The following is a 21428-nucleotide window of genomic DNA, read 5'->3' as shown; positions in this document are numbered from 1 at the left end:
GGACATTAAAATGAAAAAAATACTTTTAAATAGTCTGGTTGTAGCAATGTGTGCGATTACACAACAAAGTTTTGCAATGACCAGCTTAAATGATGAAGAATTATCTACGGTAGAGGGTCAGGCACTTCTTTCGATGGAAGTACAAAAAGGTTTTAAACAAATAGATAATCTTGGTAATAACTATGATCAGTCCAATATTTCTTTCTATAAATTAGGTTTAGAAGCCGAGATGGAGATCAATACCAATATTAAAAAGCTACAACTGGGTTGCGGTGGCGTGAATGGGGCGGCAGGCTGTGATATTGATATTGATAATATCGCATTAAGTGGTCTGCCCGCGAATTCGAACTATACTGCCGATGATCGCGCAAGTAGTTCAGCATTGATCACCAATCCATTTCTTCAATTTGCGATTAAAAATCCAAATCAGGCATCTACTCGTGAAGTCCTAGGCTTTCGTCTAAGCGCCGAAAAAATTCAGGGTCTTTTGACTTTGGGTGCTGAAAATAGCAATACACCTAATGGGATTAACAGTTTTAGTGGTTATATGAAGACTAAAGCAGCATCAGGTGTAGCAAACACAGCTTCTCGGGTTATGGACTATGCATCTACGGGCCAATATATTGAAGGTACTGTGAGGGGTAAATTAGGGGATTTAACCTTGCCTCTTGATTTGCATTATAAATCAAATGATTATTCCTTCACTTTGCAGGAATCAACAGCCCCATTTGCTATTCCTTCTACTATTGTTTCAGGAACACGTATGAAGGAAATTGTCTTGAAAGGAACAGGCACAGTGGAGCGTATAGATTTCAGTGGTCCATTAAAAGCGCAGTTGTTAAATGGTGCTCTGACCCTCGATAAGCAAATTACGGGCTATTTAACAGGTCTCAAGACTGATATTACAGTAAATCAAAATCTTGGCTTAATCCATGCTTTATATTTAAATAACCCGGCATCCTTATCATTACAATCACAAAAAATTCTTTGGCCAGGTGCAGCAGTCGCTGCGAATCAAGGATGGTGGCTGGCAATGGAGGATGAGGTAGATTTAGGCAGTATCTCTCCATCAGATAAAGTACAAATTACAAATGAGGTTTTACAACAAACGATTGCAGGAATTAACCATGACTTGACTAATAATGTCCGAATTTGTGGAGGCATTATCAGTGGTTGTATTGTTGGCGGTTCACTGGATGTAAGTGAAATTAAAAACCCGACTTTAATTGATTTCCCTCTAAACAATTTAAAATTACAAGGTCAAGATTTTAAGCCGAACTGCTTTGGTGGTCATAAATTCTGTTGAGGCCGAGATAACCATAAAAAATCCCGCATGAAGCGGGATTTTTTATGGTAAGGAGGAATTACTTTGCGATTTTCGCTAATAACTCTTCTTTAGAAATATTTACAGATTCAGCATCACGACGGCCTTTATACTCAAACGTACCCGCATCCAGACCTTTTTCACCAATTACAATACGGTGTGGAATACCGGTAATTTCAAGATCGGAGAACTTCACGCCTGGGCGCTCATCCCGGTCATCAAGAATGACGTCATAACCCGCTGCGGTCAATTCTGCATACAGTGCTTCAGCTGCTTCCATGGTACGTGGTGACTTATGCGCATTCATTGGCACAATCGCAACTTCAAAAGGCGCAATCGCTTCAGGCCAGATAATACCTTTCTCATCGAAGTTTTGCTCGATTGCAGAAGCTACCACACGTGTCACACCAATCCCGTAACAGCCCATGGTTACAGTAAATGGTTTGCCATCTTTACCAAGAACTTTACAGCCCAAAGCCTCAGAATATTTCTGACCTAACTGGAAGATGTGACCCACTTCAATACCACGTTTGATCTGAAGTGTACCTTTGCCATCTGGAGAAGGGTCGCCTTCAACCACGTTACGCAGATCATAAACTTCAGTGAACTGTGCATCACGTTCCCAGTTTACGCCAGTTGCGTGTTGATCTGCTTTGTTTGCACCAGCAACAAAATCAGACAATACAGATGCTGCACGATCCGCAATGACAGTTAAACCTTTTTCTACCAGACCTTGAGGACCAACGAAACCAGCAGTTAAACCTAAAGCCTGAATTTGTTCTTCGGTTGCAAAAGTCAGTGGCGCTGCAATTAAAGGATGTTTTTCAGCTTTAATTTCATTCAGTTCATGATCACCACGAAGGAACAGCGCAACCACAGGTACATCTTGACTTTCTTCAGCCGCAACACCTTGTACAAGCAACGCTTTTACTGAATGAGCAGGATCTGTACCTAAGAAGGCAGATACATCAGCAATGGTTTTCTGATTTGGCGTATCTACCAGTTTGAGTTCTTGTGTGGGTGCTGCACGTTCACCGACAAGCACCGCCTCAGCCATTTCAATGTTGGCGGCATAGTCAGATTCAGTCGAAAACGCGATATCATCTTCACCGCTTGAAGCCAGGACATGGAATTCATGTGAACCTGAACCGCCAATCGAGCCAGTGTCCGCTTGTACTGGGCGGAAATCTAAACCTAAGCGGGTAAAGATTTTGCAGTAGGCTTCGTACATTTTGTCGTAAGTTTCTTGCAAAGATTCCTGATCGGCATGGAAAGAATAGGCATCTTTCATGATGAATTCACGTGAACGCATTACACCAAAACGCGGACGGATTTCATCGCGGAACTTGGTTTGTACCTGGTAGAAATTGGCAGGCAATTGCTTGTAACTTTTCAACTCGTTACGTGCAAGATCAGTAATGACCTCTTCATGTGTTGGGCCAAGCACGAAATCATTGTTATGACGGTCTTTGAAACGTAGCAGTTCAGGACCATACTGTATATAACGTCCAGACTCTTCCCAAAGTGATGCCGGTTGAGTTACAGGCATCAATACTTCAAGAGAACCGGCATTGTTCATTTCTTCGCGAACGATCGCTGCAACTTTATTTAATACGCGAACGCCCATCGGCAACCAGGTGTATAAACCTGAAGCCAACTTACGAATCATACCGGCACGAAGCATGAGCTGATGCGAAATAACTTCAGCGTCGTTCGGGGTTTCTCTCAAAGTTGCAAATAAAAAGCGACTCGCGCGCATGGAAACTGTCCTAAAAAATTAAGCGTTAAAGCAGGGATTATACAATAAAAAATGAGGTGAGCATTTGGGAATGTCACCTCATTGTGTTGCATTAAATTATGCCATGATTTTACATGCCTGACGCAGCATAAAATTCTTAAAGTCATCCAGATAGGTAAAGATCACCGGGACCACCACCAGAGTCAGCAGGGTAGAGGTAATCACGCCACCAATCACGGCGTGTGCCATGGGTGCACTTTGTTCCCCCCCTTCGCCTAGTCCCAAGGCCAGCGGAACCATCCCCATCACCATGGCACTGGTGGTCATCAGAATGGGACGCAGACGGGTTTTACCTGCTTCAATAATCGCATCATAACGGTCTTCACCGCGGTCCATGGCTTTCTTGATAAAGTCGATTAGCAGAATCGCATTCTTGGTCACTAGTCCCATCAGCATGATGATCCCGATAATCGAAAACAGGTTCATGGTCGAATTAAACAGGAACAAGGCCAGAAATACCCCAATAAGCGACAATGGCAATGAAGCCATAATTGCCGCAGGGTGAATAAAGCTGTTGAACTGCGAACCGAGTACAATATAGATAAATACAATTGATAGGGTAATCGCGGTCAAGGCATAACCTGCAGATTCTGCCATATCGGCATTGGAACCCTGAGTGTCAAAACTATAGCCCGGTGGCATATCGAAATTTTCTTGCAAGCGGCTGATATCAGCCCCGATGTCGCCTGCAGGGCGTCCAGACGTATTCGCTTCTACGAGTACTTCACGAGCCAGATCACGTCGGTTAATCTGCGAAGCGCCGAGCTTTTCTTCAAATTTGGCCACGCTTGAAAGAGGAACCAGAATTGGTTGATTGCTGGCAGTGGTTTTATTCGAAGTGATATACATATTCTGTAAATCGCTTGGCAAGCTACGCTGGTTTTCGGTCAGGCGCAGATTTACATCATAGGTTTCACCTTTTTCATCCTGCCAGGTGGTGACATCATCACCAGCAATCAGTGGACGGACCACATTGGCAATCTGATTCACCGATAAGCCTAGATCACTGGCCAGGACACGATTGATCTGGACACCAAGCGTAGGCTTGGGCTCTTTCAATGAAGTTTCCAGATCAACAATGCCATCAATTTTAGCCATTTCCGTCATAAAACGATCGGAAATTTTTTGCAGTTCATCCAGATCAGGTCCTTTGATCGAAATCATGATCGGTTTCTGACCACCTGATACGGTTTCATCAGCGGATGCCACCGAGGTAATGCTGATTCCGGCAACAGATTGCAGACGCTGACGGAATTCATTATTCAGCTCATTCAGGGTTTTTTCACGCTCGGTACGCGGTGTCACGGTCACCCGTAAACTGACATGGTTTTTACCGCGGTCGGTTGCACCATTAATCACCCCATAGGTGGCTTTGACCTCCGGATGCTGACGAATAATCTGATCCACCTGCTGCAGTTTGGCTTGTGAATATTCAAGCGATGAATCGACTGGTGTTTCAAACTTGATCCGGATTTCGCCTTTATCCGGAACTGGTACAAATTCGGTACCAATCAGCTTGGATAACCCCAAGGCACCAAATAATGAAGCAACGGCAATCAGAAGGGTGATAAATCTGAACCGCAGTGCCAGTTTTAGCAGTTTTTCATAAACATGGCTTAAATTATCCAGCTTGCCGGAAATCCAGTTAAAGAAACGTTGTATCCGGCCTGGCTTTCTGTTCGGATCTTTTTTCTTTTCTGCCCAGTGTGCAGAGAGCATCGGGTCCAAGGTAAAGCTGACAAACATTGAGATCAGCACGGCTATACTTACCGTGACCCCGAACTGGTAGAAAAAGCGGCCAATAATACCGCCCATGAAGGCCACAGGCAGGAATACGGCAACAATGGTCAGTGTGGTGGCCAGCACAGCGAGTCCAATTTCTTTGGTGCCATCGAGTGCAGCAGTCACATGATCTTTGCCCATATCGGCATGCCGGACAATATTTTCACGCACCACAATTGCATCGTCGATCAACAGACCAATACTCAAGGACAGCGCCAGCAAAGTCATCATATTGATGCTAAAGCCAAAGGCCCAGATAAAGGTCAGCGTGCCCAAGAGTGCAATCGGCAGAGTCAAACCGGTAATTACGGTTGAACGGAAAGAACCCAGGAACAGCAGGACAATCAGCACAGCCAGTACTGCACCCTCCACAATAGTGCGGGCTACATCGCCAATGGTGCCACGGATACTTTTGGAGGCGTCCACCACCACCTGTAAGGTAGTGCCTTGTGGAAGCTGCGCTTCAATATTTTTTAAAGCTGCGTAGGTCTTGTCTACTACTTCAATAACGTTTGCATCTGAACTGCGCAAAATATCAATTGCAACTGCAGCTTTCCCATTCAAAAAGGCAGCGGATTCCAGCTCTGCCTGACTGTCTTGAATATTGGCCACTTGTCTGAGAAAAATCGGTACGCCGTTTTTATTGGCAATGACCAGATCACCGAAGGCGAGGGGATGCAGCACTTTGGAATTGATTTCAATAACCAGTTCCGAATTCCCAGACTTGAGAGTGCCTCCCGGGACTTCAATATTTTCTGCCTTTAAGGTATTAATGACACTATCTACACCGATACCAAAAGCTTGCAGTTTTTGCGGCTCTACCTGGATCCGGATCTGGCGTTGTGCATCACCTAACAGATTGACCGTACCGACCCCTGGGATTGTACGCAGTTGTGGCACAATCCGCTGGTCCAGATATGAACTCAGTGTTTTTACGTCCATATTGTCAGATTCAAATACAATCGACATCACTGCATTTGCTGTCGGATCATAACGTTCGACAATCGGTTCCTGAATTTCATCCCGGAATTCAGCAGTCACAGAGGCGATTTTATCCCGCACGTCCTGAGCTGCTGTGGTAGAGGTCACATCTAGATTAAATTCGGTGGTGATGATGGACAGGCCTTCACTAGACTGGGAAATCACCTGTTTCAAACCGGAAATGGTATTGATCTGATCTTCGAGTTTCTTGGTGATTTCCGATTCAACCGTTTCCGGAGAAGCGCCTGGATAATTGGTATAGATCACCACAAAAGGGAAATCGACATCAGGGAATTCTTCAACGCCCATCCGCTGCCATGAAGCCAGCCCCAGCACCATTAGGCAGAACATCATCATGATGGTGAAAACCGGATACTTCACACTAATTCGGGTAAACCACATATCAATGATCCTGTATGAATGGCTTTAGTTGGCGCGAAGGGTGACAGTTTTTTGCAGATCGGCTTCGCTAAACTTAACCCGGCTGACCTGATCACCATTTTCCAGTCCTTGAACTACGGCAATGTTATCGCTATAACGCTGTTCTAGTACCTGAACATTGACCTTGATAATTTTATTCTGGCGAATCACCCAGACATAGGGTTTGTTCTGGATATCCTGAATGGTATCCAATGGAATCAGCTGTCCGGAAATCTGTTGTGAACTCAGAATGTTGCCTTCAACGAAGGAGCCGATACTTAGCGAGGGAATGGTTTCATTTGGCGTGGCAAAGAATTCGATCTGGCGACTGGCCTGATCTGCAATAGGGGAAATCCGGCTAATTACGGCAGTGAGCCGGTTTGGATTACCTTGAATAGTGTATTCGATTTTACTGCCCAGCCTTAAACCTGATTGCAGATCACTGGGTACGCGTGCCTGAATTTCCAGCCGTTTCGGATCGACGATTTCAAACAGGGTTTGTCCAATTGCAACGGTCTGGCCAGGCTCAACCTGGCGCTGGGTAATTACACCACTGATCGGGCTGGTCATGATGCCATCACGATCTGCTTTCTGGGCAATATCAACATTGGCTTGCTGGGCACGGACATTTTCCAGCTGTGCCTGATAGTCCACCTGACTTTGTTCATATTCTACTTTTGAAATAAAACCCTGATCTAGCAGGCGCTTTTTACGCTGCATCATATTGCGGGCCTGATTGGCTTGCGCTTGAGTGGAGACCAGGTTGGCACGTGCTTGTGCCAGACGGGCTGCATTGTCCTGGTTATTCAGGCGTACCAGTACCTGTCCCTTGTTAACTGATTGACCTACCTGCGCGTTTACGCTGGTAGCAGTGGCAGAGACCTGTGCCTGTATGCTGCTTTGATTGACTGCACGGATGGTGCCGGTAAATGCGGTTTTTTGAACTGAATTGCCAGATTGAACCGCAACTAAATCCTGTGAAATGACTTCAATAGATTTTGGGGTTTCGGCTTGCACTGCAGGTTCATTTTTGTCGCAAGCCACTGAAAACATATTTAAGCAAAGTGCACTCACGATTAGCACAGAGCGCGGCGAAAGCATATTTAAATCATGAGAGTGCGGTGCAGGTTGCATATGAGTCCTTTTAGTTGGCTATGAATCAAAGCCTTGGCCAACTATTTGCATTTATTCAAGTGCTTTTAAACGGGCGATAATTTTGTCGTATTCTGCTTCCAGATTTCGATAGCGACTTTGTAAAGATTGAATATTCTCTTTTTGGGAAATGAGATTTTTCTGATTATTTTCCAGCATGGTTTTGAGGTGTGCCGGTGGAGTTTGACCTTTACGTAAATATTCCCGTTCCTGGCGAACGAACATGATCCGATCTTTTTGCAATTGCTTAATTTGTTCTTGCTGAAAATCAATCTGCTTTTTTAACTGGGTCAGGCTGTCATTCTTTTTTTGCAAGGCAGTCTGACTATTGTTATAGGCTCGCTTAAGTTTATGGTCTTCCGCAATCCGCTGCGCCTGTTGAGCACGTTGCGGTGCTTGTCTGATATCGGCTTCAGCGTTATAAGGACGGGCACGTTTTATGACCTGCATATTCTGGTCAAGTGCCTCATAACCATAACGGATATGATTGGGCGTTACATTGGTGCTGATATTGGCCACACCTTTACTGTCGTAATAACGATACCAAGTGGCTTTTTGTGGGAGCTGGTTACTGCTCGCACAAGTTAAGCTGAGCTGCAAGAGCAACAATACAGCAACAATGAATTGACCAGTCATTTTATTTTTATCAATGACAGCAAGTTTTGTTGAAAACTGACTCATCATTGGCTCCCCGAATTTAAAGTTGGCTAAATTACTTATTTTAAAGTAATAATCTTGTTATATTAGACTTAAATTTATCAATAAAAAACTACCGTTAGTCAAAAAAAAACCAATAACCATAATAAAATGTGAAGCTGTTGTTAAAAATAAATGATTTTGTCTACTTGTGTAGAAAATGTTCATTGATAATGCAAGTGACTTTATGTTAAAAATGTTTATCGATCGTAATAAAATAATCCTATGAGCCTTATGGCATATAGTTTCTAAAATGGGAAGGGTTAAACAAATGGACGATAAATTCCAAAATCTAAAAATTATGGTTATTGATGACTCAAAGACCATTCGTCGTACTGCAGAAACTCTTCTTCAGCGTGAAGGTTATGAAGTCATTACTGCGGTAGATGGTTTTGAGGCTTTATCAAAAATTGCCGAAGCAAATCCGGATATCGTTTTTGTAGATATTATGATGCCGCGCCTAGATGGTTATCAGACCTGCGCCTTAATCAAAAACTCTCAGAATTACCAGAATATTCCTGTGATTATGCTATCAAGTAAAGATGGCTTATTTGATCAGGCCAAAGGTCGTGTCGTGGGTTCCGATGAATACCTGACCAAACCTTTTAGTAAAGATGAATTGCTAACTGCAATCCGTAACCATATTAGTGCTTAATATATTTGATTTTTTTGGGGAATTGGCATGGCACGTATCCTAATTGTGGATGACTCACCGACAGAAACTTTTCGCTTTAGAGAGATTCTTTCTAAACATGGCTTTGATGTGATTGAAGCAGCTAATGGGGCAGATGGGGTCACCATGGCACAGGCAGAACTGCCGGATCTGGTTCTGATGGATGTAGTGATGCCGGGCGTGAATGGCTTTCAGGCGACCCGCCAGATTGCACGTGGGGCAACAACCAAACACATTCCAATCGTGATTGTGAGTACCAAGGATCAGGCTACTGACCGCGTATGGGGCAAGCGTCAAGGCGCAGCGGACTATCTAACAAAACCAGTCGATGAAAAACAATTAATAGATGTAATTAAGCAGCACCTCAATGCAGGATAAGCTCTATGGCAGCAAATGGATTTATCGAATTGCTTCGCATTGCGAAACGTGGAAATAAAAACTACGTTTCCAATGGCAATGAAGTTAACCGATGGTCGGGCATTGCTTTTGAGATGATGGGGCAATATTTTGTTGCTCCGCTGGGGGAAGTATCAGAAGTGATTTATCCCCCAAAATATACGCCGGTACCCAAGACACAAGCCTGGGTATTGGGTTTGGCGAATATCCGGGGAAGACTGTTGTCTGTTTCTGATCTGACGCAATATGTATCAGGGCAAAGCAGCCAATTTTCACCGACTCAAAAAGTATTATGCATCAACCATAATGACCAGTATGTGGGTTTGGTCGTAGATCAAGTTTTGGGTATACAACATTTCAATAAGAAAAGTTTCTTTTCGAAGAAATCTGAATTGGATAAAAACTTACAAGAATATTGTCAGGGGTTTTTCCATCAGCACAACCAGCAGTGGCATGTGTTTTTATTCAGTCGTCTGTTGCAAAATCCAAAATTTATGAACGCATCTATAAAATTTATAAATTAAATGTCGCGCTCGAAAGTAAGCAAGGCGTCAACCGGGGAGAGGCTGCATGGGCTTTAAACTTAAAAAGAAAAATACAGGTGAGAGCACTGGCCGCAAGGGCGGTAATGCTTTTTTAGCTAAGATTCAAACGCAAATAGATCAGTTATCACGTGTCTTCGGTGATAGTGAGAAATCAAAACCGCTGATCTATGGAGCAGCAGGCTGTCTTTTAGCCGCACTGATCACTTTATTGTATCTTTTTTATAGTGTACCACGTACCAACGAACTCACTCAGAGTCTGGGTGACCTGCGTCTCCTCTCGCAAACCATTTCGCGCCAGGCGACTGAGGCGACCGCGTCCGGTACGCCAGAAGCTATGAAAAACCTGACTGACTCGCAAAAAGCCTTTGCTGAAAATCTTGAGACAGTTAAAAGTATTCACTCCAATAATGATGCGTTGCAGGCGGTTGATAAACAGTGGACAGAAGTTTCCAGCAGTATTGATCTGATTACCTCGCAACAAAAGATTATTAACCAGTTATACGATACCAACATCGCGATTGGTGAGGCAATTCCGGGGATTCAGGCTGAATATAACTTGATGGTTGACCAGATGGCACGTCAAGACATGCCGTCGAACCAGGTTGTTATTGCCAAAAACCAGGTATTTATTGCGGAACGTATCTTGCGTTCGATCAGTCTAGTACTGACAGGTACTGATGGTTCACGTGAATCTGCAGATGACTTCAGTGCCGATACCGAAACTTTCGGCTCATATTTAAACGCTCAGTTAAATGGTTCTGCTGAACTGGGTGTACAGCGTATTGATGATCCAACCCTGCGTGAATCTCTGGAAGGAATCAAGGCTGAATATGATGACGTACTGGAATCTGCATCAGCAATTATTCTTAAAAACTCTGCACAGATCGTAAAAGTTCGTCAAGCCGCTGCATCAATTTTTTCCCAGTCTGATGTGCTTTTAGACAACCTGAATAAATTATCAGGTAACTCAGGTCTTAAAACGGTAGTTCCAGCTGTCCTGCTGATTGCATTATTAGTCGGTTTCTTGCTGTGTGTATTCAAGTTACTTTCTCTGCGTGGCTTGTCAGATAAGCAGCGTGTAGGCCGTTTACAAGAAGAATACGACCGTAACCAGAATGCGATTTTACGTTTACTCGATGAGATCGCCGACCTTGCAGATGGTGACTTGCGTTCATATGCAACGGTATCTGAAGACTTTACCGGTGCGATTGCCGACTCGATTAACTTTGCGATCGACCAGTTACGTGACCTGGTATCGCGTATTACTGAAACTTCACAAGAAGTTGCGCAATATACCGCGACCACACAAAGCATTACCAACCAGTTAGCCGAAGCATCGGAACATCAGGCACAAGAAATTGCCGGTGCTTCTGCAGCGATTAACGAAATGGCGATGTCGATTGACCAGGTATCTGCCAACGCCGATGAATCAGCGGTGGTAGCAGAGCGTTCAGTACAAATTGCTGCGAATGGTGCTGATGTTGTACATCGCTCGATTGAGGGTATGGACACGATTCGTGAACAGATTCAGGAAACTTCAAAACGTATTAAACGTCTGGGTGAATCTTCTCAGGAAATTGGTAACATCGTAGCCCTGATTAACGATATTGCCGACCAGACCAACATCCTGGCATTAAACGCAGCGATTCAGGCCTCGATGGCGGGTGAAGCAGGTCGTGGTTTCGCGGTCGTTGCCGATGAAGTACAGCGTCTTGCGGAACGTTCTGCCTCTGCAACCAAGCAGATTGAAGGTCTGGTAAAAACCATTCAGACGGATACGAACGAAGCCGTAATCTCGATGGAACAAACCACGGCTGAGGTTGTACGTGGTGCGAACCTGTCTAAAGATGCCGGTGTGGCACTGGATGAGATTCAAACGGTATCGAATAACCTGGCAAAACTGATTGCGAACATTTCTGATGCTGCGAAACTGCAGTCGGCTTCTGCGGGTCATATTGCGACCACGATGAATGTCGTACAGGAAATTACCTCGCAAACCACCAGTGCGACTTTCGATACAGCGCGTTCGGTATCTGAACTGGCAAACATGGCCGATGCATTACGTGAATCTGTAGCTGACTTTAAACTGCCTGAATAAAGTCAGAAATGATGGGGGAAATGTGTCTTGACTGCGGTTGAGACACGTTCAAGAAATACAGATAAAGCCTCGACAAGATGTACTTAACTTCATACGTTAGGTATCGCGTGACGGTCACAATTAAGTTTGAGCGCCCTTCTTGGCGGCATAACGTAAGAAGCATGAGCTATGAAAGAAATATTAAAAAATTTAGTTGAAACGACAACGCTTCCTGAAGATAGTTATCTTGACCAAGATGCAGAAATTCTTGAAATTTTTGTTGAAGAAATTGAAGAAATCTTCGTTGAGTTAAATGCTTTATTTCCAGAATGGTTAAGTCATCCAGATCATCAAGAAAATCTGAAGACTATTCGTCGCCATTTTCATACCTTGAAAGGTTCAGGCCGTATGGTCGGTGCCAAATCGGCAGGAGAGATGGCCTGGGCGGTGGAAGATACCCTGAATCGGGTTTTGTCGGGTTCAATTCCACTGACACCGACCGTGCAGAAATTTGCTCAAGCAGTATTGAATATCTATCAATATGCTTTATATCCGAAATTCAAACAAGTCCAGCCGCTTGATCTCGATCTGCGCCCAATGGTGCTGTTGGGGCAACAATTACAACAACAAATTACACCTGAACCTGCGCTGCAGGAATTATTGATATTGGCAGATCATTTAACTGCAGAAGGTCAAATAACAGGTCTTGAATTTGCAGATAATGCAGACAATGGGTTAGGTGCAGCTGAGCCAGCTCTAGCTCAAGTAGAAATCCCTGTTCGCAGTGATATTGAAGAGACAGTGGCAATCTTTATTGAAGAAGCAGAAGAGCATCTGGATACGATTGCGACTTTCCTTCGTACTGAAGATGAAAAATCACAAGATTATAATGCCCTGATCCGTGCGATTCATACCCTGCGCGGCAGTTCATCCATGGCGCAGATTGAGCAGATTTTTGAAGCCAGCTCCAAGGTGGAACATCTGTTCAAAACTTTGCTACAGGATGAAATTGCTTCTACTTCAAAAGAAACTGCTTTACTGATTCAGTATGCGGAGTTCGTGAGTGACTATCTGCACCTGCTACGTCAGGGCAATATCGCAAAACTGGATACGGTTTATGCGACCTTTGAACGTGTCTGGCATGATTATGGCTTTGCCGTTACTGAAAATAGCATTCAGACCCAGGGTCTGGTGTCCAAACTGGTTGAACTGGATATTGATCTGTTGTTGGATGCCGAGTTTGAATTTGATAAACGCGCCCAGGTTGATTATCCGGAATATATTCAGGCACTCAGTCAGCAGGCTGCAGAATTGCTGGCCCATACAGAGAGCCGGGCAGCCCAGGGCATTCATGAATTTACCAGTGATCTGAAATCGGCTTATGATGCATTGCTTGAAAAGCCAGTGTTATTGAAGAGCAATTATGCCTATGAGCTGTTTGCACAGGCGCATCAAGAGTTTATTCATTTGTTTGATACCCTGGCCGCAGGGCAGCGTGTCATTCTGAATGAAGAAATTCAAAAAATACTCAGTGAATTGTCTGCATTTGTGCAGCAGGATCTTGAAATACCTGCTGAAGATCATGCAATTCAGCATGTTCAGGTAACGACAGAAGTTACCCAGGCAGCCGAACCTGTGGCAACAGGCAGTGTCGATTTTGCAGGCTTGAGCCAGCGTATTGCTTTGGATCGTCAGCAGCAGCAAAGTGCTGAAACCAACCGTGATTTTGATGAAGAATTATTAAGTATCTTCCTGGAAGAAGCGGATGAATTGCTTGCAGGCATTGATGAAGACCTGAATACCTGGAGCAAAAAGCAGGATGATACAGCTTCGCTGAATAACCTGATGCGTCATTTGCATACCTTAAAAGGTGGTGCAAACATGATCTCAGCTTCACATATCGGCTTGATTGCGCATGAACTGGAAAGCATTTATGAACGTGTAATCCGCCAGCAAATTGCCGTGACCCCTGCTTTAATCCAGGTTATCCGTCTGGTACAGGACAACGTTTCGGACCGGATTCAATCCATTCGTGATGAAGGCATTGACTATCCTGCAACGGAAGCGATTTCAATTCTGCAGAATATTCAGTCGCTAGTTTCTGGACAGGCTGGGACTGCTGTTGAAAGCGCAGCTGCTGCAATTGAAGTGGAAGAGATTGAAGCTACAGCAATTTCTGAACCGCAACTGGCAGAATCAGCAACGACGGAGCAACCAGTTGCTGATCTGGCTGAAACTGAAGAATTACCGGCAATTTCGCAACCTTCTGCTGATGCAATTAATGATAGTTCAGTGGAACGTTCTGAAGAAGATGAACTGAAATCCATTGTAGAAGAATCTTTCCTCGAAGAAGCCGAAGAAATTCTGGTAAATGCCGAGAAGCTGCTCAATCAATGGTTTGACCAGCGTAGTGACCGTAGTTTATTGCTGCAATTACAGCGTGCTGCCCACAGTATCAAGGGTGGCGCACGTATGGTAGATGTTGAAGAAGTGGCCAGCGTTGCCTATGAGCTGGAAACGTCTTTCGAGCAGTTTGCCGTCTATCAGTTTAACTCGAATGCCTATGATGGTCTGTTGCAGAAAACCCTGACCTGGTTAAGACAGGCGATTTTCCAGCGCGACTATAGCGGTTTTGAGCAGCTGCACAGCAGTCTGAAAAAGATCGCCTTTGTGGATGTCACGGCACAATTGCCTGAGCGTCTGGCGAAAACAGACAATCTGGTGGTCAGCGACTTTGGCTTTGTTGAAGGCGACGGTACTGAACCACCACACATGATGGGTGAATGGGCGGATAGTGGAGCCAGCGATACCAATAACGAGATGATCCGTATCTCTGCCGATCTGGTCGAGAAGATGATTGACCTGTCTGGTGAGAACTCGATTAACCGTTCACGTATCGAGATGGATCTGGGCCAGCTTGGCAATACACTGAACGAAATGGAACTGGCGATCAAGCGTCTTGCCGATCAGTTGCGTCGAATGGAAGGAGAGCTGGAATCACAGATTATTGCCAAACATGGTTCAGAGAATTCGCGCTATGCTGACTTTGACCCGCTGGAAATGGACCAGTATTCGTCGCTCAACCAGCTGTCTAAATCACTGGCAGAATCTGCATCGGATTTGGTCGACTTCAAGAGTACCTTAGCCGACAAAATTCGCGAAACTGAAGGGCTGTTATTACAACAATCCCGTATTCAGGCCGAAATTCAGGAAAGCCTGATGCGTACCCGTCTGGTTCCGTTTGACCGGATGCTGCCGCGTTTACAGCGTATCGTGCGTCAAACCTCGACCACCTTGAACCGTCCTGCAGAACTGATCGTGCAAAATACCGAAGGTGAACTGGACCGGAATATTCTGGAGCGTCTGGTCACCCCATTCGAGCATATGCTGCGTAATGCAATTGATCACGGTCTGGAAGATACTGCAGATCGTATCGCACTGAACAAGCCGGAAGTCGGTTCGATTGTCTTGAATATCAGCCGTCAGGGAACCGATGTGATCGTGTCCTTTAGTGATGATGGTAAGGGGATTGATGCAGAGAAAATTCGTGAGAAGGCCTTAAGTCAAGGCCTGATCAAAGAAGACCAGACACTGGATTCGGAAGAGCTGTTACAGTTTATTTTCCATCCGGGATTCAGTACCGCGAAAGCAGTGACCCAGATTTCCGGTCGTGGAGTCGGTCTGGACGTAGTACAAAGTGAAATCAAATTGTTGGGTGGTCATGTGTCGGTCAGTTCACAACTGGGCCAAGGCACTATCTTTACCATTCGTGTACCGACTACCGTAGCAGTCAGCGATGCCTTGATGGTGAAAGTAGGCGATCAGCAATACGCGATTTCTCTGGCTCAGATTGACCGAATTGTGCGTATTGCGCCGATCACATTGGAAACGTACTTCAACAGTAACGACGACTATTTCAAGATCGATGGCGAAAAATATAAGCTGCGTTATTTATCTGAATTTGTGGGTAACCAGCCGATTCCACGTCTGAATAATGTTGGACATTCATTGCCGGTGCTGTTGATCAAAGGTAATAGTGGTCAAACCATTGCCTTGCTGGTCGATCAGCTGGTCGGTTCACGAGCGCAAATTGTAGTGAAACCGATTGGACATCAGTTTGCCACTATCGGTGTAGTGGCGGGTGCTACGATTCTGGGTGATGGTCAGGTTTGTCTGATTCTTGATGGACAGAATATTGCCCGTCAGATTCAGGCGACACAGCGTGTCAAACAGCTGCATGATCAGCGTGATGGATCACGTTATTCCAATGCACGCCGTCTGGTAATGATTGTCGATGACTCGGTGACTGTACGTAAGGTAACGTCGCGTCTGCTTGAACGTCAAGGCTATGATATTGTCACTGCCAAAGATGGTGTGGATGCGATCGAGCAGCTTGAAAACGTCAGACCGGATCTGATGTTGCTGGATATCGAAATGCCGCGCATGGACGGTTTTGAAGTGACCAATCTGGTCCGTCACCATGATATTCACCGTGACTTGCCGATTATCATGATTACCTCACGTACCGGTGAGAAACATCGTGAACGTGCATTTAGCCTGGGCGTAACGCACTATATGGGTAAACCGTTCCAGGAAGCGGAACTGCTGGCCAATATTCAACAACTGATTGCTGAAAAACAGGGGTAATACATGAGTCAGACCAATTCAAGCGGCAAACTGGCTGATCAGATTAGCCAGCAGGAACTTCAGCATCTGATTACGGTTTCGACCGGATTTATTGATGCCTATATTATTGACTGTCATGGTAAAGAACCGATGCTGTTGCCACAAAACATTGTTCTGTCAGCCCTGGATAGCAATACTCAGGTCAAGACCGTGGAATGGCATGAGGCACAGTTGCCGGTCTATGCAGTGAATGATCCGTTACGTCAAAATGGGGTGGCATTGGTGATTGAGGGCGATGAAATCAATCAGCGCTTTGCCCTGATGTGCAATGAAATGCCGAACACTATTCGGATTCGTATTTCCGAAGTAGTCGATGTCGATCAGCAGGTAAATGATCCTGCCATCTTTCAATATGTACGCATGGATGAGCGGCTGTTCCATATTCCCAATATGACCCATATTCAGGCTTCAATCGGACTGTAACTAAAAGCATCAACTAAAAAAGGAACTCTATAGAGTTCCTTTTTTATTACGTTATCTATTTATTTAATTCGCAAGTAAGTTGATCAGGATCTGCTCATAAATTTCAGCCAGTGGCTCTAGGTCGGCAATATCGACATGCTCATTGATCTGGTGGATCGTAGCATTTAATACGCCAAGTTCCAGTACTTGTGCACCGGTAGGTGCAATAAAGCGGCCATCAGAAGTACCACCTGAAGTGGATAGTTCGGTTGCAGTGCCTGTTACATTCAGAATGGCATTTTTAGCTGCATTCACCAGTTCGCCGACAGGAGTCAGGAAAGGCAATCCCGACAAAGTCCAGGAAACATCATATTCCACACCATGACGATCCAGAATTTCCAGGGTACGTGATTTGAGTTCTTCGGCAGTCACTTCGGTTGAATAGCGCCAGTTGCACAATAGGTTCATGGTACCGGGAACAACATTGGTTGCGCCTGTACCTGCATTGATATTGGAAATCTGGAAAGAGGTTGCCGGGAAATATTCATTGCCATGATCCCAGACTGTGTCACATAACTCGGCAATCGCTTTAGAGGCAGTATGAATCGGATTTACCGCCAGATGGGGATAGGCCACATGACCCTGTTTGCCTTTGACTGTGAGATTGGCATTTAACGAACCACGACGGCCATTTTTGACAATATCACCCAACGTATTGGTACTAGACGGCTCACCAACCAGACACCAGGTGATTTTTTCATTACGCGCTTCGAGTGTTTCAATCACTTTCACCGTACCATTAATCGACGGACCTTCTTCATCTGAAGTGATCAGGTAGGCAATCGAGCCTTTATGGTCTGGATGTTTTTCTACAAAACGTTCTGTTGCAACCACCATAGCTGCCAAAGCGGTCTTCATGTCGGCACTGCCACGACCATAAAGCTTGCCATCACGGATCTCAGGTAAAAATGGATCTGAGTTCCAGGCATCAAGATTCCCTGTTGGAACGACATCGGTATGGCCAGCAAAACAGAATACCGGGCCTTCTGTACCTTTGCGTGCCCAGATGTTATCTACATCTTCAAAACGCATGGATTCAATATTGAAACCAACCTTCTTTAGACGTTCAGCCATAATATTTTGGCAGTCATGATCGATAGGGGTAACGGAAGGCTGGCGTAATAGTTGCAGACTTAAATCGAGGGTAGCGGAAGAGCTCATGCAGTTTTCAACAGTCGATAATTTTCTCGGCCCTATGATAGGCGAATATGAGCTTGAATGTGAATGAATGAGATAAAAAAAACCCTATCTAAGATAGGGTTCTGTGAACGATCAGGAAAAAACTAGTTTTGACGAATTTCATCAGAAGTTTTTTCAGCAGTGTTGGTTACTGCATTCCCCGCTTTAGACACATCTTTGCCCATGCCTTTTACGGTGTTACAGCCAGTCAATACAAAAGCCATCATTAATGAAGCAGCAAGAATTTTTTTCATCATCATCTCCGTATAATCAATAATAAATTTATTATGATGTGGGACTAAGAGTAGAAAATATATGATCTAAAAAATATGTGGTTTTCATAGTGCTTCGGTTAATAAATGTAATGCTTTATAGAGACTTATGCGATGGATGCTGGATCAGCACCGGTTTGCGATACATATAAAAGTCATTGTGATCGACTTTTTTATAGAGACCATCCGTCCACCAGGTAGCAGTTAAACTGCTTGGCTGGGCTTGCGGATAAATCCATTCATGTCGTTGCAGACGGTAGAAACCGTGCTGGGCTGCAGGAATATACTGTCCCCATAAACCCAGCCGACGTTCGGTATTGATCCACGCAGGAATCGGCTGGTCAGCACGATGTGCAGGTAGATATAACTGTCCTTTCAGGATGCAATATCGTCTTTGAATGGAATACTGCAAAGCCTCATCAAACTGGAATTGTTTTTGTGTGAAATGTTTCATTTTTCTGATCAGGGTATCGGTACGGTTCAGGCCATACCAATGTGGCAGGCTAAAATCTGCTTCGGCCAGATAATATTTCAATGCCACTTCCCAATGTTCAATCTGTCCTGTATCAGTATTTAATAACAGGAAATCCAGCTCCCCCAGGGTTTTTGCACCTTCAATCTTTTGCAGACTATGAGCAAGCAGCTGATACGGATGATAGGCATCATCCAGTAACCAGAACCAGATCAGCATTTCAAAGCGCAGCCCTAAACGTGTACTTTTCAGTTGCTGCACAAATTTGATTAATTCTTCTGGATGCTGATCAAGAAACTCTAAACGTGGATGGTAACGGCTGAGATAGTGCTGCCAGGTCTGGCTGTCATGCAGTTCAAAGTGATGCATAAGCTCAAGTTTATCCGGAATACCGGACAAGATATTCGGACTGCCGACAGCGAATGCCAACTGACGCACCAGAGGATGTTGATAACGTTGCCATACTTCTACAAGATTTTGGTTTAAACTGGAAAAGGGCATAGTACAACCTGTGAAAAGTGCAGAAATACAACGGACAGTATCGGAAAACGCTTTATACTACCTGAATTCTGCGGTTAGGGTTGATGTATGAAAGTGTTGTTTTGGCGAAGTCTGGTGGTGCTGTTTGTGATCCTGGGCTTTATCGGTGCAATCCTGCCGGGTATGCCAACAACGGTCTTTTTGATTCTGGCCGCCTGGGCCTCATCCAAAGGCTGGCCACAAATGGATGCCTGGTTATTGAATCATCCTAAATATGGCCCGACCTTAAGAGATTGGCGTGCCCATGGTACTGTGCCGCGTAAGGCCAAATGGTTAGCCAGTATTATGATGCTGATCAGTGGAATTATCATGCTGTTTACCACGGCGCCGTTGGCAGTCAAAGCATTTACTGATATTACCATGCTCATTGTCGCGATCTGGTTATGGCGACGCCCTGAACCCAATCCGGTCATCATTCAGCAAAATGCAGTCGACCTAGAAAAGACAGATATGCCGGCAGCGCAGTCTGCAGAGAGCCAGTTAAATCCAGAAAAGTCAAACAAAGCAGAATTAAAGAAAGTAGAGTCAGAGAATAACAAGTCATGAATAACTTACAGCTGGATCAAGCCGACATCCTGATTGACCTTGCTCAACAAAAACTGTATCTGCCACGTCTAGACAGGCAATATCTGATCTCTACGGGTAAAAATGGAATTGGCGAAACTGAAAACAGTGGCCAGACTCCTCGTGGCTGGCACAAGGTCGCCGAAAAATTTGGTCAGGATGCTCCCTTAAATAGTGTATTTGTGGCACGTCAGGCGACAGGTGAAATTTATAATGCCGAATTGGCGGCAGAATTCCCGCAGCGGGACTGGATTCTGACACGCATTTTATGGCTGAGTGGCCTTGAAGCTGGTTTTAATCAAGGCCCGGGCTGTGATACCTATCAACGATATATCTATATTCATGGCACTCCAGAAACTGAAAAGATGGGGGAGCCACTGTCGCATGGCTGTATCCGCATGCGTAATCCAGAGATCGCTGAACTATTTGACCTGATCAGTGAGGATGCACTGGTTTATATTTCAGAGCAGCCATTGGATCTAAATTTGCTGGATTTTTCGAAGAGCGAATAAAATGTAGATTTTAAGATCATGTGAAAATGATTTTATTTTTATGGGTTGAATCTGCTTGTTTGAGACAGCAGAAGAAATTCATCAATCTGACCCAGCTGGTATTTTCCTCGCATGAAACGGATTAAATCATGAGTTGCAGATTAGGTTTTCTGTCATGTTCTGAATAAAAATAAATGACAGCTGAAAGATTACATGAACACAACGTCGAGTATTTTAAAGCTTTGTATAATCCTTAATCAGAATCGCAGCACATGGCATCGCTAAGACTGAAACTTCGCAGGGTAAGACACAAAATTTTGCTTCAACTTTCATTTTGAAAATTAAAAAATTTCGGTAGAGACTTAAAAAATAAACAAAAAGTGTTGTTTTTTTTAACAAACAACCTATTTTTTAATCACTCACACCTAAAAAGTGGAAAACATTCCGAAAAGCGTTTGACAGGCTGTGCAGATTCTCTATAATGCACCCATCAAACGATGATAGACGTTTAGAAAGGGCGCTTAGCTCAGTTGGTAGAGCGTCTGCCTTACAAGCAGAATGTCGGCGGTTCGATCCCGTCAGCGCCCACCAAGCTCTTTCACGTTGAGACCTTATAGTTGCAGCGGTAGTTCAGTTGGTTAGAATACCGGCCTGTCACGCCGGGGGTCGCGGGTTCGAGCCCCGTCCGCTGCGCCACTTTAAGATCTTGATTTTCGTTTGCCACATTAGCGACATTGTGTAAGTGCAGCGGTAGTTCAGTTGGTTAGAATACCGGCCTGTCACGCCGGGGGTCGCGGGTTCGAGTCCCGTCCGCTGCGCCATTTATACGATAGACCTTTTGAGGGCGCTTAGCTCAGTTGGTAGAGCGTCTGCCTTACAAGCAGAATGTCGGCGGTTCGATCCCGTCAGCGCCCACCA

Annotated in this window: 15 protein-coding genes, 4 tRNA genes and 1 pseudogene; 13 read left to right on the top strand and 7 right to left on the bottom strand. The window is 44.8% G+C overall.

The annotated features are described in order from the left end of the window. Window positions 1-10: 10 nt before the first annotated feature. On the top strand, window positions 11-1306 hold the full coding sequence (locus VXQ11_RS10900; protein ID WP_416706030.1) for a hypothetical protein: 1296 nt from the start codon (window positions 11-13) through the stop codon (window positions 1304-1306). A 58-nt stretch (window positions 1307-1364) separates the two neighbouring features. On the opposite strand, the gene VXQ11_RS10895 is transcribed toward VXQ11_RS10900, so the two are convergent. The 4 genes from VXQ11_RS10895 to VXQ11_RS10880 all read right to left on the bottom strand — a co-directional run bounded on the left by VXQ11_RS10895 (window position 1365) and on the right by VXQ11_RS10880 (window position 8138). Beyond that, window positions 1365-3083, bottom strand: a complete 1719-nt coding sequence (locus tag VXQ11_RS10895; protein ID WP_416706029.1) for a proline--tRNA ligase — start codon at window positions 3081-3083, stop codon at window positions 1365-1367. Between the two features lie 96 nt (window positions 3084-3179). Further along, window positions 3180-6287: an efflux RND transporter permease subunit gene (locus VXQ11_RS10890; RefSeq protein WP_064102472.1), complete on the bottom strand. Its 3108-nt coding sequence runs from the start codon at window positions 6285-6287 to the stop codon at window positions 3180-3182. Window positions 6288-6311: 24 nt separating this feature from the next. Next, a complete protein-coding gene (locus VXQ11_RS10885; RefSeq protein WP_416706028.1) occupies window positions 6312-7439 on the bottom strand; it encodes an efflux RND transporter periplasmic adaptor subunit in 1128 nt (375 codons plus the stop codon). Window positions 7440-7490: 51 nt separating this feature from the next. Further along, complete coding sequence (locus VXQ11_RS10880) at window positions 7491-8138, bottom strand: hypothetical protein (protein ID WP_416706027.1); 648 nt, start codon at window positions 8136-8138, stop codon at window positions 7491-7493. 286 nt (window positions 8139-8424) lie between these two features. Here VXQ11_RS10880 and pilG point away from each other — a divergent pair, with 286 nt between their 5' ends. The 6 genes from pilG to VXQ11_RS10850 all read left to right on the top strand — a co-directional run bounded on the left by pilG (window position 8425) and on the right by VXQ11_RS10850 (window position 16953). Then, window positions 8425-8808: a twitching motility response regulator PilG gene (gene pilG, locus VXQ11_RS10875; RefSeq protein WP_064096414.1), complete on the top strand. Its 384-nt coding sequence runs from the start codon at window positions 8425-8427 to the stop codon at window positions 8806-8808. 27 nt (window positions 8809-8835) lie between these two features. Further along, on the top strand, window positions 8836-9204 hold the full coding sequence (locus tag VXQ11_RS10870) for a response regulator (RefSeq protein ID WP_064096413.1): 369 nt from the start codon (window positions 8836-8838) through the stop codon (window positions 9202-9204). Between the two features lie 5 nt (window positions 9205-9209). After that, on the top strand, window positions 9210-9746 hold the full coding sequence (locus VXQ11_RS10865) for a chemotaxis protein CheW (RefSeq protein ID WP_064102470.1): 537 nt from the start codon (window positions 9210-9212) through the stop codon (window positions 9744-9746). A gap of 46 nt (window positions 9747-9792) precedes the next feature. Then, window positions 9793-11865, top strand: a complete 2073-nt coding sequence (locus VXQ11_RS10860; RefSeq protein WP_064096411.1) for a methyl-accepting chemotaxis protein — start codon at window positions 9793-9795, stop codon at window positions 11863-11865. A gap of 168 nt (window positions 11866-12033) precedes the next feature. Continuing rightward, the gene (locus VXQ11_RS10855) at window positions 12034-16491 is read left to right on the top strand and encodes an Hpt domain-containing protein (protein ID WP_416681359.1); all 4458 of its coding nucleotides are present in this window, start codon (window positions 12034-12036) and stop codon (window positions 16489-16491) included. A gap of 3 nt (window positions 16492-16494) precedes the next feature. Beyond that, window positions 16495-16953: a hypothetical protein gene (locus VXQ11_RS10850; RefSeq protein WP_416681362.1), complete on the top strand. Its 459-nt coding sequence runs from the start codon at window positions 16495-16497 to the stop codon at window positions 16951-16953. Between the two features lie 63 nt (window positions 16954-17016). On the opposite strand, the gene dapE is transcribed toward VXQ11_RS10850, so the two are convergent. The 3 genes from dapE to VXQ11_RS10835 form a co-directional block, all read right to left on the bottom strand. After that, window positions 17017-18153, bottom strand: a complete 1137-nt coding sequence (dapE, locus tag VXQ11_RS10845; RefSeq protein WP_416706026.1) for a succinyl-diaminopimelate desuccinylase — start codon at window positions 18151-18153, stop codon at window positions 17017-17019. A 122-nt stretch (window positions 18154-18275) separates the two neighbouring features. After that, window positions 18276-18425, bottom strand: coding sequence for an entericidin A/B family lipoprotein (locus VXQ11_RS10840; RefSeq protein ID WP_064096407.1), 150 nt, complete (start codon window positions 18423-18425; stop codon window positions 18276-18278). A gap of 115 nt (window positions 18426-18540) precedes the next feature. Further along, window positions 18541-19416, bottom strand: a complete 876-nt coding sequence (locus VXQ11_RS10835; protein ID WP_416706025.1) for a DUF1853 family protein — start codon at window positions 19414-19416, stop codon at window positions 18541-18543. A gap of 87 nt (window positions 19417-19503) precedes the next feature. On the opposite strand from VXQ11_RS10835, the pseudogene VXQ11_RS10830 reads away from it, so the two are divergent. The 6 genes and pseudogenes from VXQ11_RS10830 to VXQ11_RS10805 form a co-directional block, all read left to right on the top strand. Continuing rightward, window positions 19504-19857 (top strand): annotated as a pseudogene (locus tag VXQ11_RS10830) (YbaN family protein); the annotation flags it as partial. A 140-nt stretch (window positions 19858-19997) separates the two neighbouring features. Continuing rightward, window positions 19998-20531 (top strand): cell wall-recycling L,D-carboxypeptidase ElsL, encoded by a 534-nt coding sequence (gene elsL, locus VXQ11_RS10825; protein ID WP_064096404.1) that lies wholly within the window; start codon window positions 19998-20000, stop codon window positions 20529-20531. Window positions 20532-21025: 494 nt separating this feature from the next. Continuing rightward, window positions 21026-21101, top strand: a tRNA-Val gene (locus VXQ11_RS10820). 28 nt (window positions 21102-21129) lie between these two features. Next, window positions 21130-21206: transfer RNA gene (locus tag VXQ11_RS10815), tRNA-Asp, on the top strand. Window positions 21207-21254: 48 nt separating this feature from the next. Then, window positions 21255-21331, top strand: a tRNA-Asp gene (locus VXQ11_RS10810). 21 nt (window positions 21332-21352) lie between these two features. After that, window positions 21353-21428, top strand: a tRNA-Val gene (locus VXQ11_RS10805).

The sequence above is a fragment of the Acinetobacter sp. 197 genome (assembly GCF_048148385.1).
GTDB lineage: Bacteria > Pseudomonadota > Gammaproteobacteria > Pseudomonadales > Moraxellaceae > Acinetobacter > Acinetobacter pecorum.
Note: the sequence above shows the minus strand (reverse complement) of the source record. Positions and strands in the feature narration are given on the sequence as shown.

Excerpts from the sequence above, each read along its gene's own strand:
- VXQ11_RS10900 (WP_416706030.1), top strand. The coding sequence starts at position 11 with ATGAAAAAAATACTTTTAAATAGTCTGGTTGTAGCAATGTGTGCGATT.
- VXQ11_RS10895 (WP_416706029.1), bottom strand. The coding sequence starts at position 3,083 with ATGCGCGCGAGTCGCTTTTTATTTGCAACTTTGAGAGAAACCCCGAAC.
- VXQ11_RS10890 (WP_064102472.1), bottom strand. The coding sequence starts at position 6,287 with ATGTGGTTTACCCGAATTAGTGTGAAGTATCCGGTTTTCACCATCATG.
- VXQ11_RS10885 (WP_416706028.1), bottom strand. The coding sequence starts at position 7,439 with ATGCAACCTGCACCGCACTCTCATGATTTAAATATGCTTTCGCCGCGC.
- VXQ11_RS10880 (WP_416706027.1), bottom strand. The coding sequence starts at position 8,138 with ATGAGTCAGTTTTCAACAAAACTTGCTGTCATTGATAAAAATAAAATG.
- pilG (WP_064096414.1), top strand. The coding sequence starts at position 8,425 with ATGGACGATAAATTCCAAAATCTAAAAATTATGGTTATTGATGACTCA.
- VXQ11_RS10870 (WP_064096413.1), top strand. The coding sequence starts at position 8,836 with ATGGCACGTATCCTAATTGTGGATGACTCACCGACAGAAACTTTTCGC.
- VXQ11_RS10865 (WP_064102470.1), top strand. The coding sequence starts at position 9,210 with ATGGCAGCAAATGGATTTATCGAATTGCTTCGCATTGCGAAACGTGGA.
- VXQ11_RS10860 (WP_064096411.1), top strand. The coding sequence starts at position 9,793 with ATGGGCTTTAAACTTAAAAAGAAAAATACAGGTGAGAGCACTGGCCGC.
- VXQ11_RS10855 (WP_416681359.1), top strand. The coding sequence starts at position 12,034 with ATGAAAGAAATATTAAAAAATTTAGTTGAAACGACAACGCTTCCTGAA.
- VXQ11_RS10850 (WP_416681362.1), top strand. The coding sequence starts at position 16,495 with ATGAGTCAGACCAATTCAAGCGGCAAACTGGCTGATCAGATTAGCCAG.
- dapE (WP_416706026.1), bottom strand. The coding sequence starts at position 18,153 with ATGAGCTCTTCCGCTACCCTCGATTTAAGTCTGCAACTATTACGCCAG.
- VXQ11_RS10840 (WP_064096407.1), bottom strand. The coding sequence starts at position 18,425 with ATGAAAAAAATTCTTGCTGCTTCATTAATGATGGCTTTTGTATTGACT.
- VXQ11_RS10835 (WP_416706025.1), bottom strand. The coding sequence starts at position 19,416 with ATGCCCTTTTCCAGTTTAAACCAAAATCTTGTAGAAGTATGGCAACGT.
- elsL (WP_064096404.1), top strand. The coding sequence starts at position 19,998 with ATGAATAACTTACAGCTGGATCAAGCCGACATCCTGATTGACCTTGCT.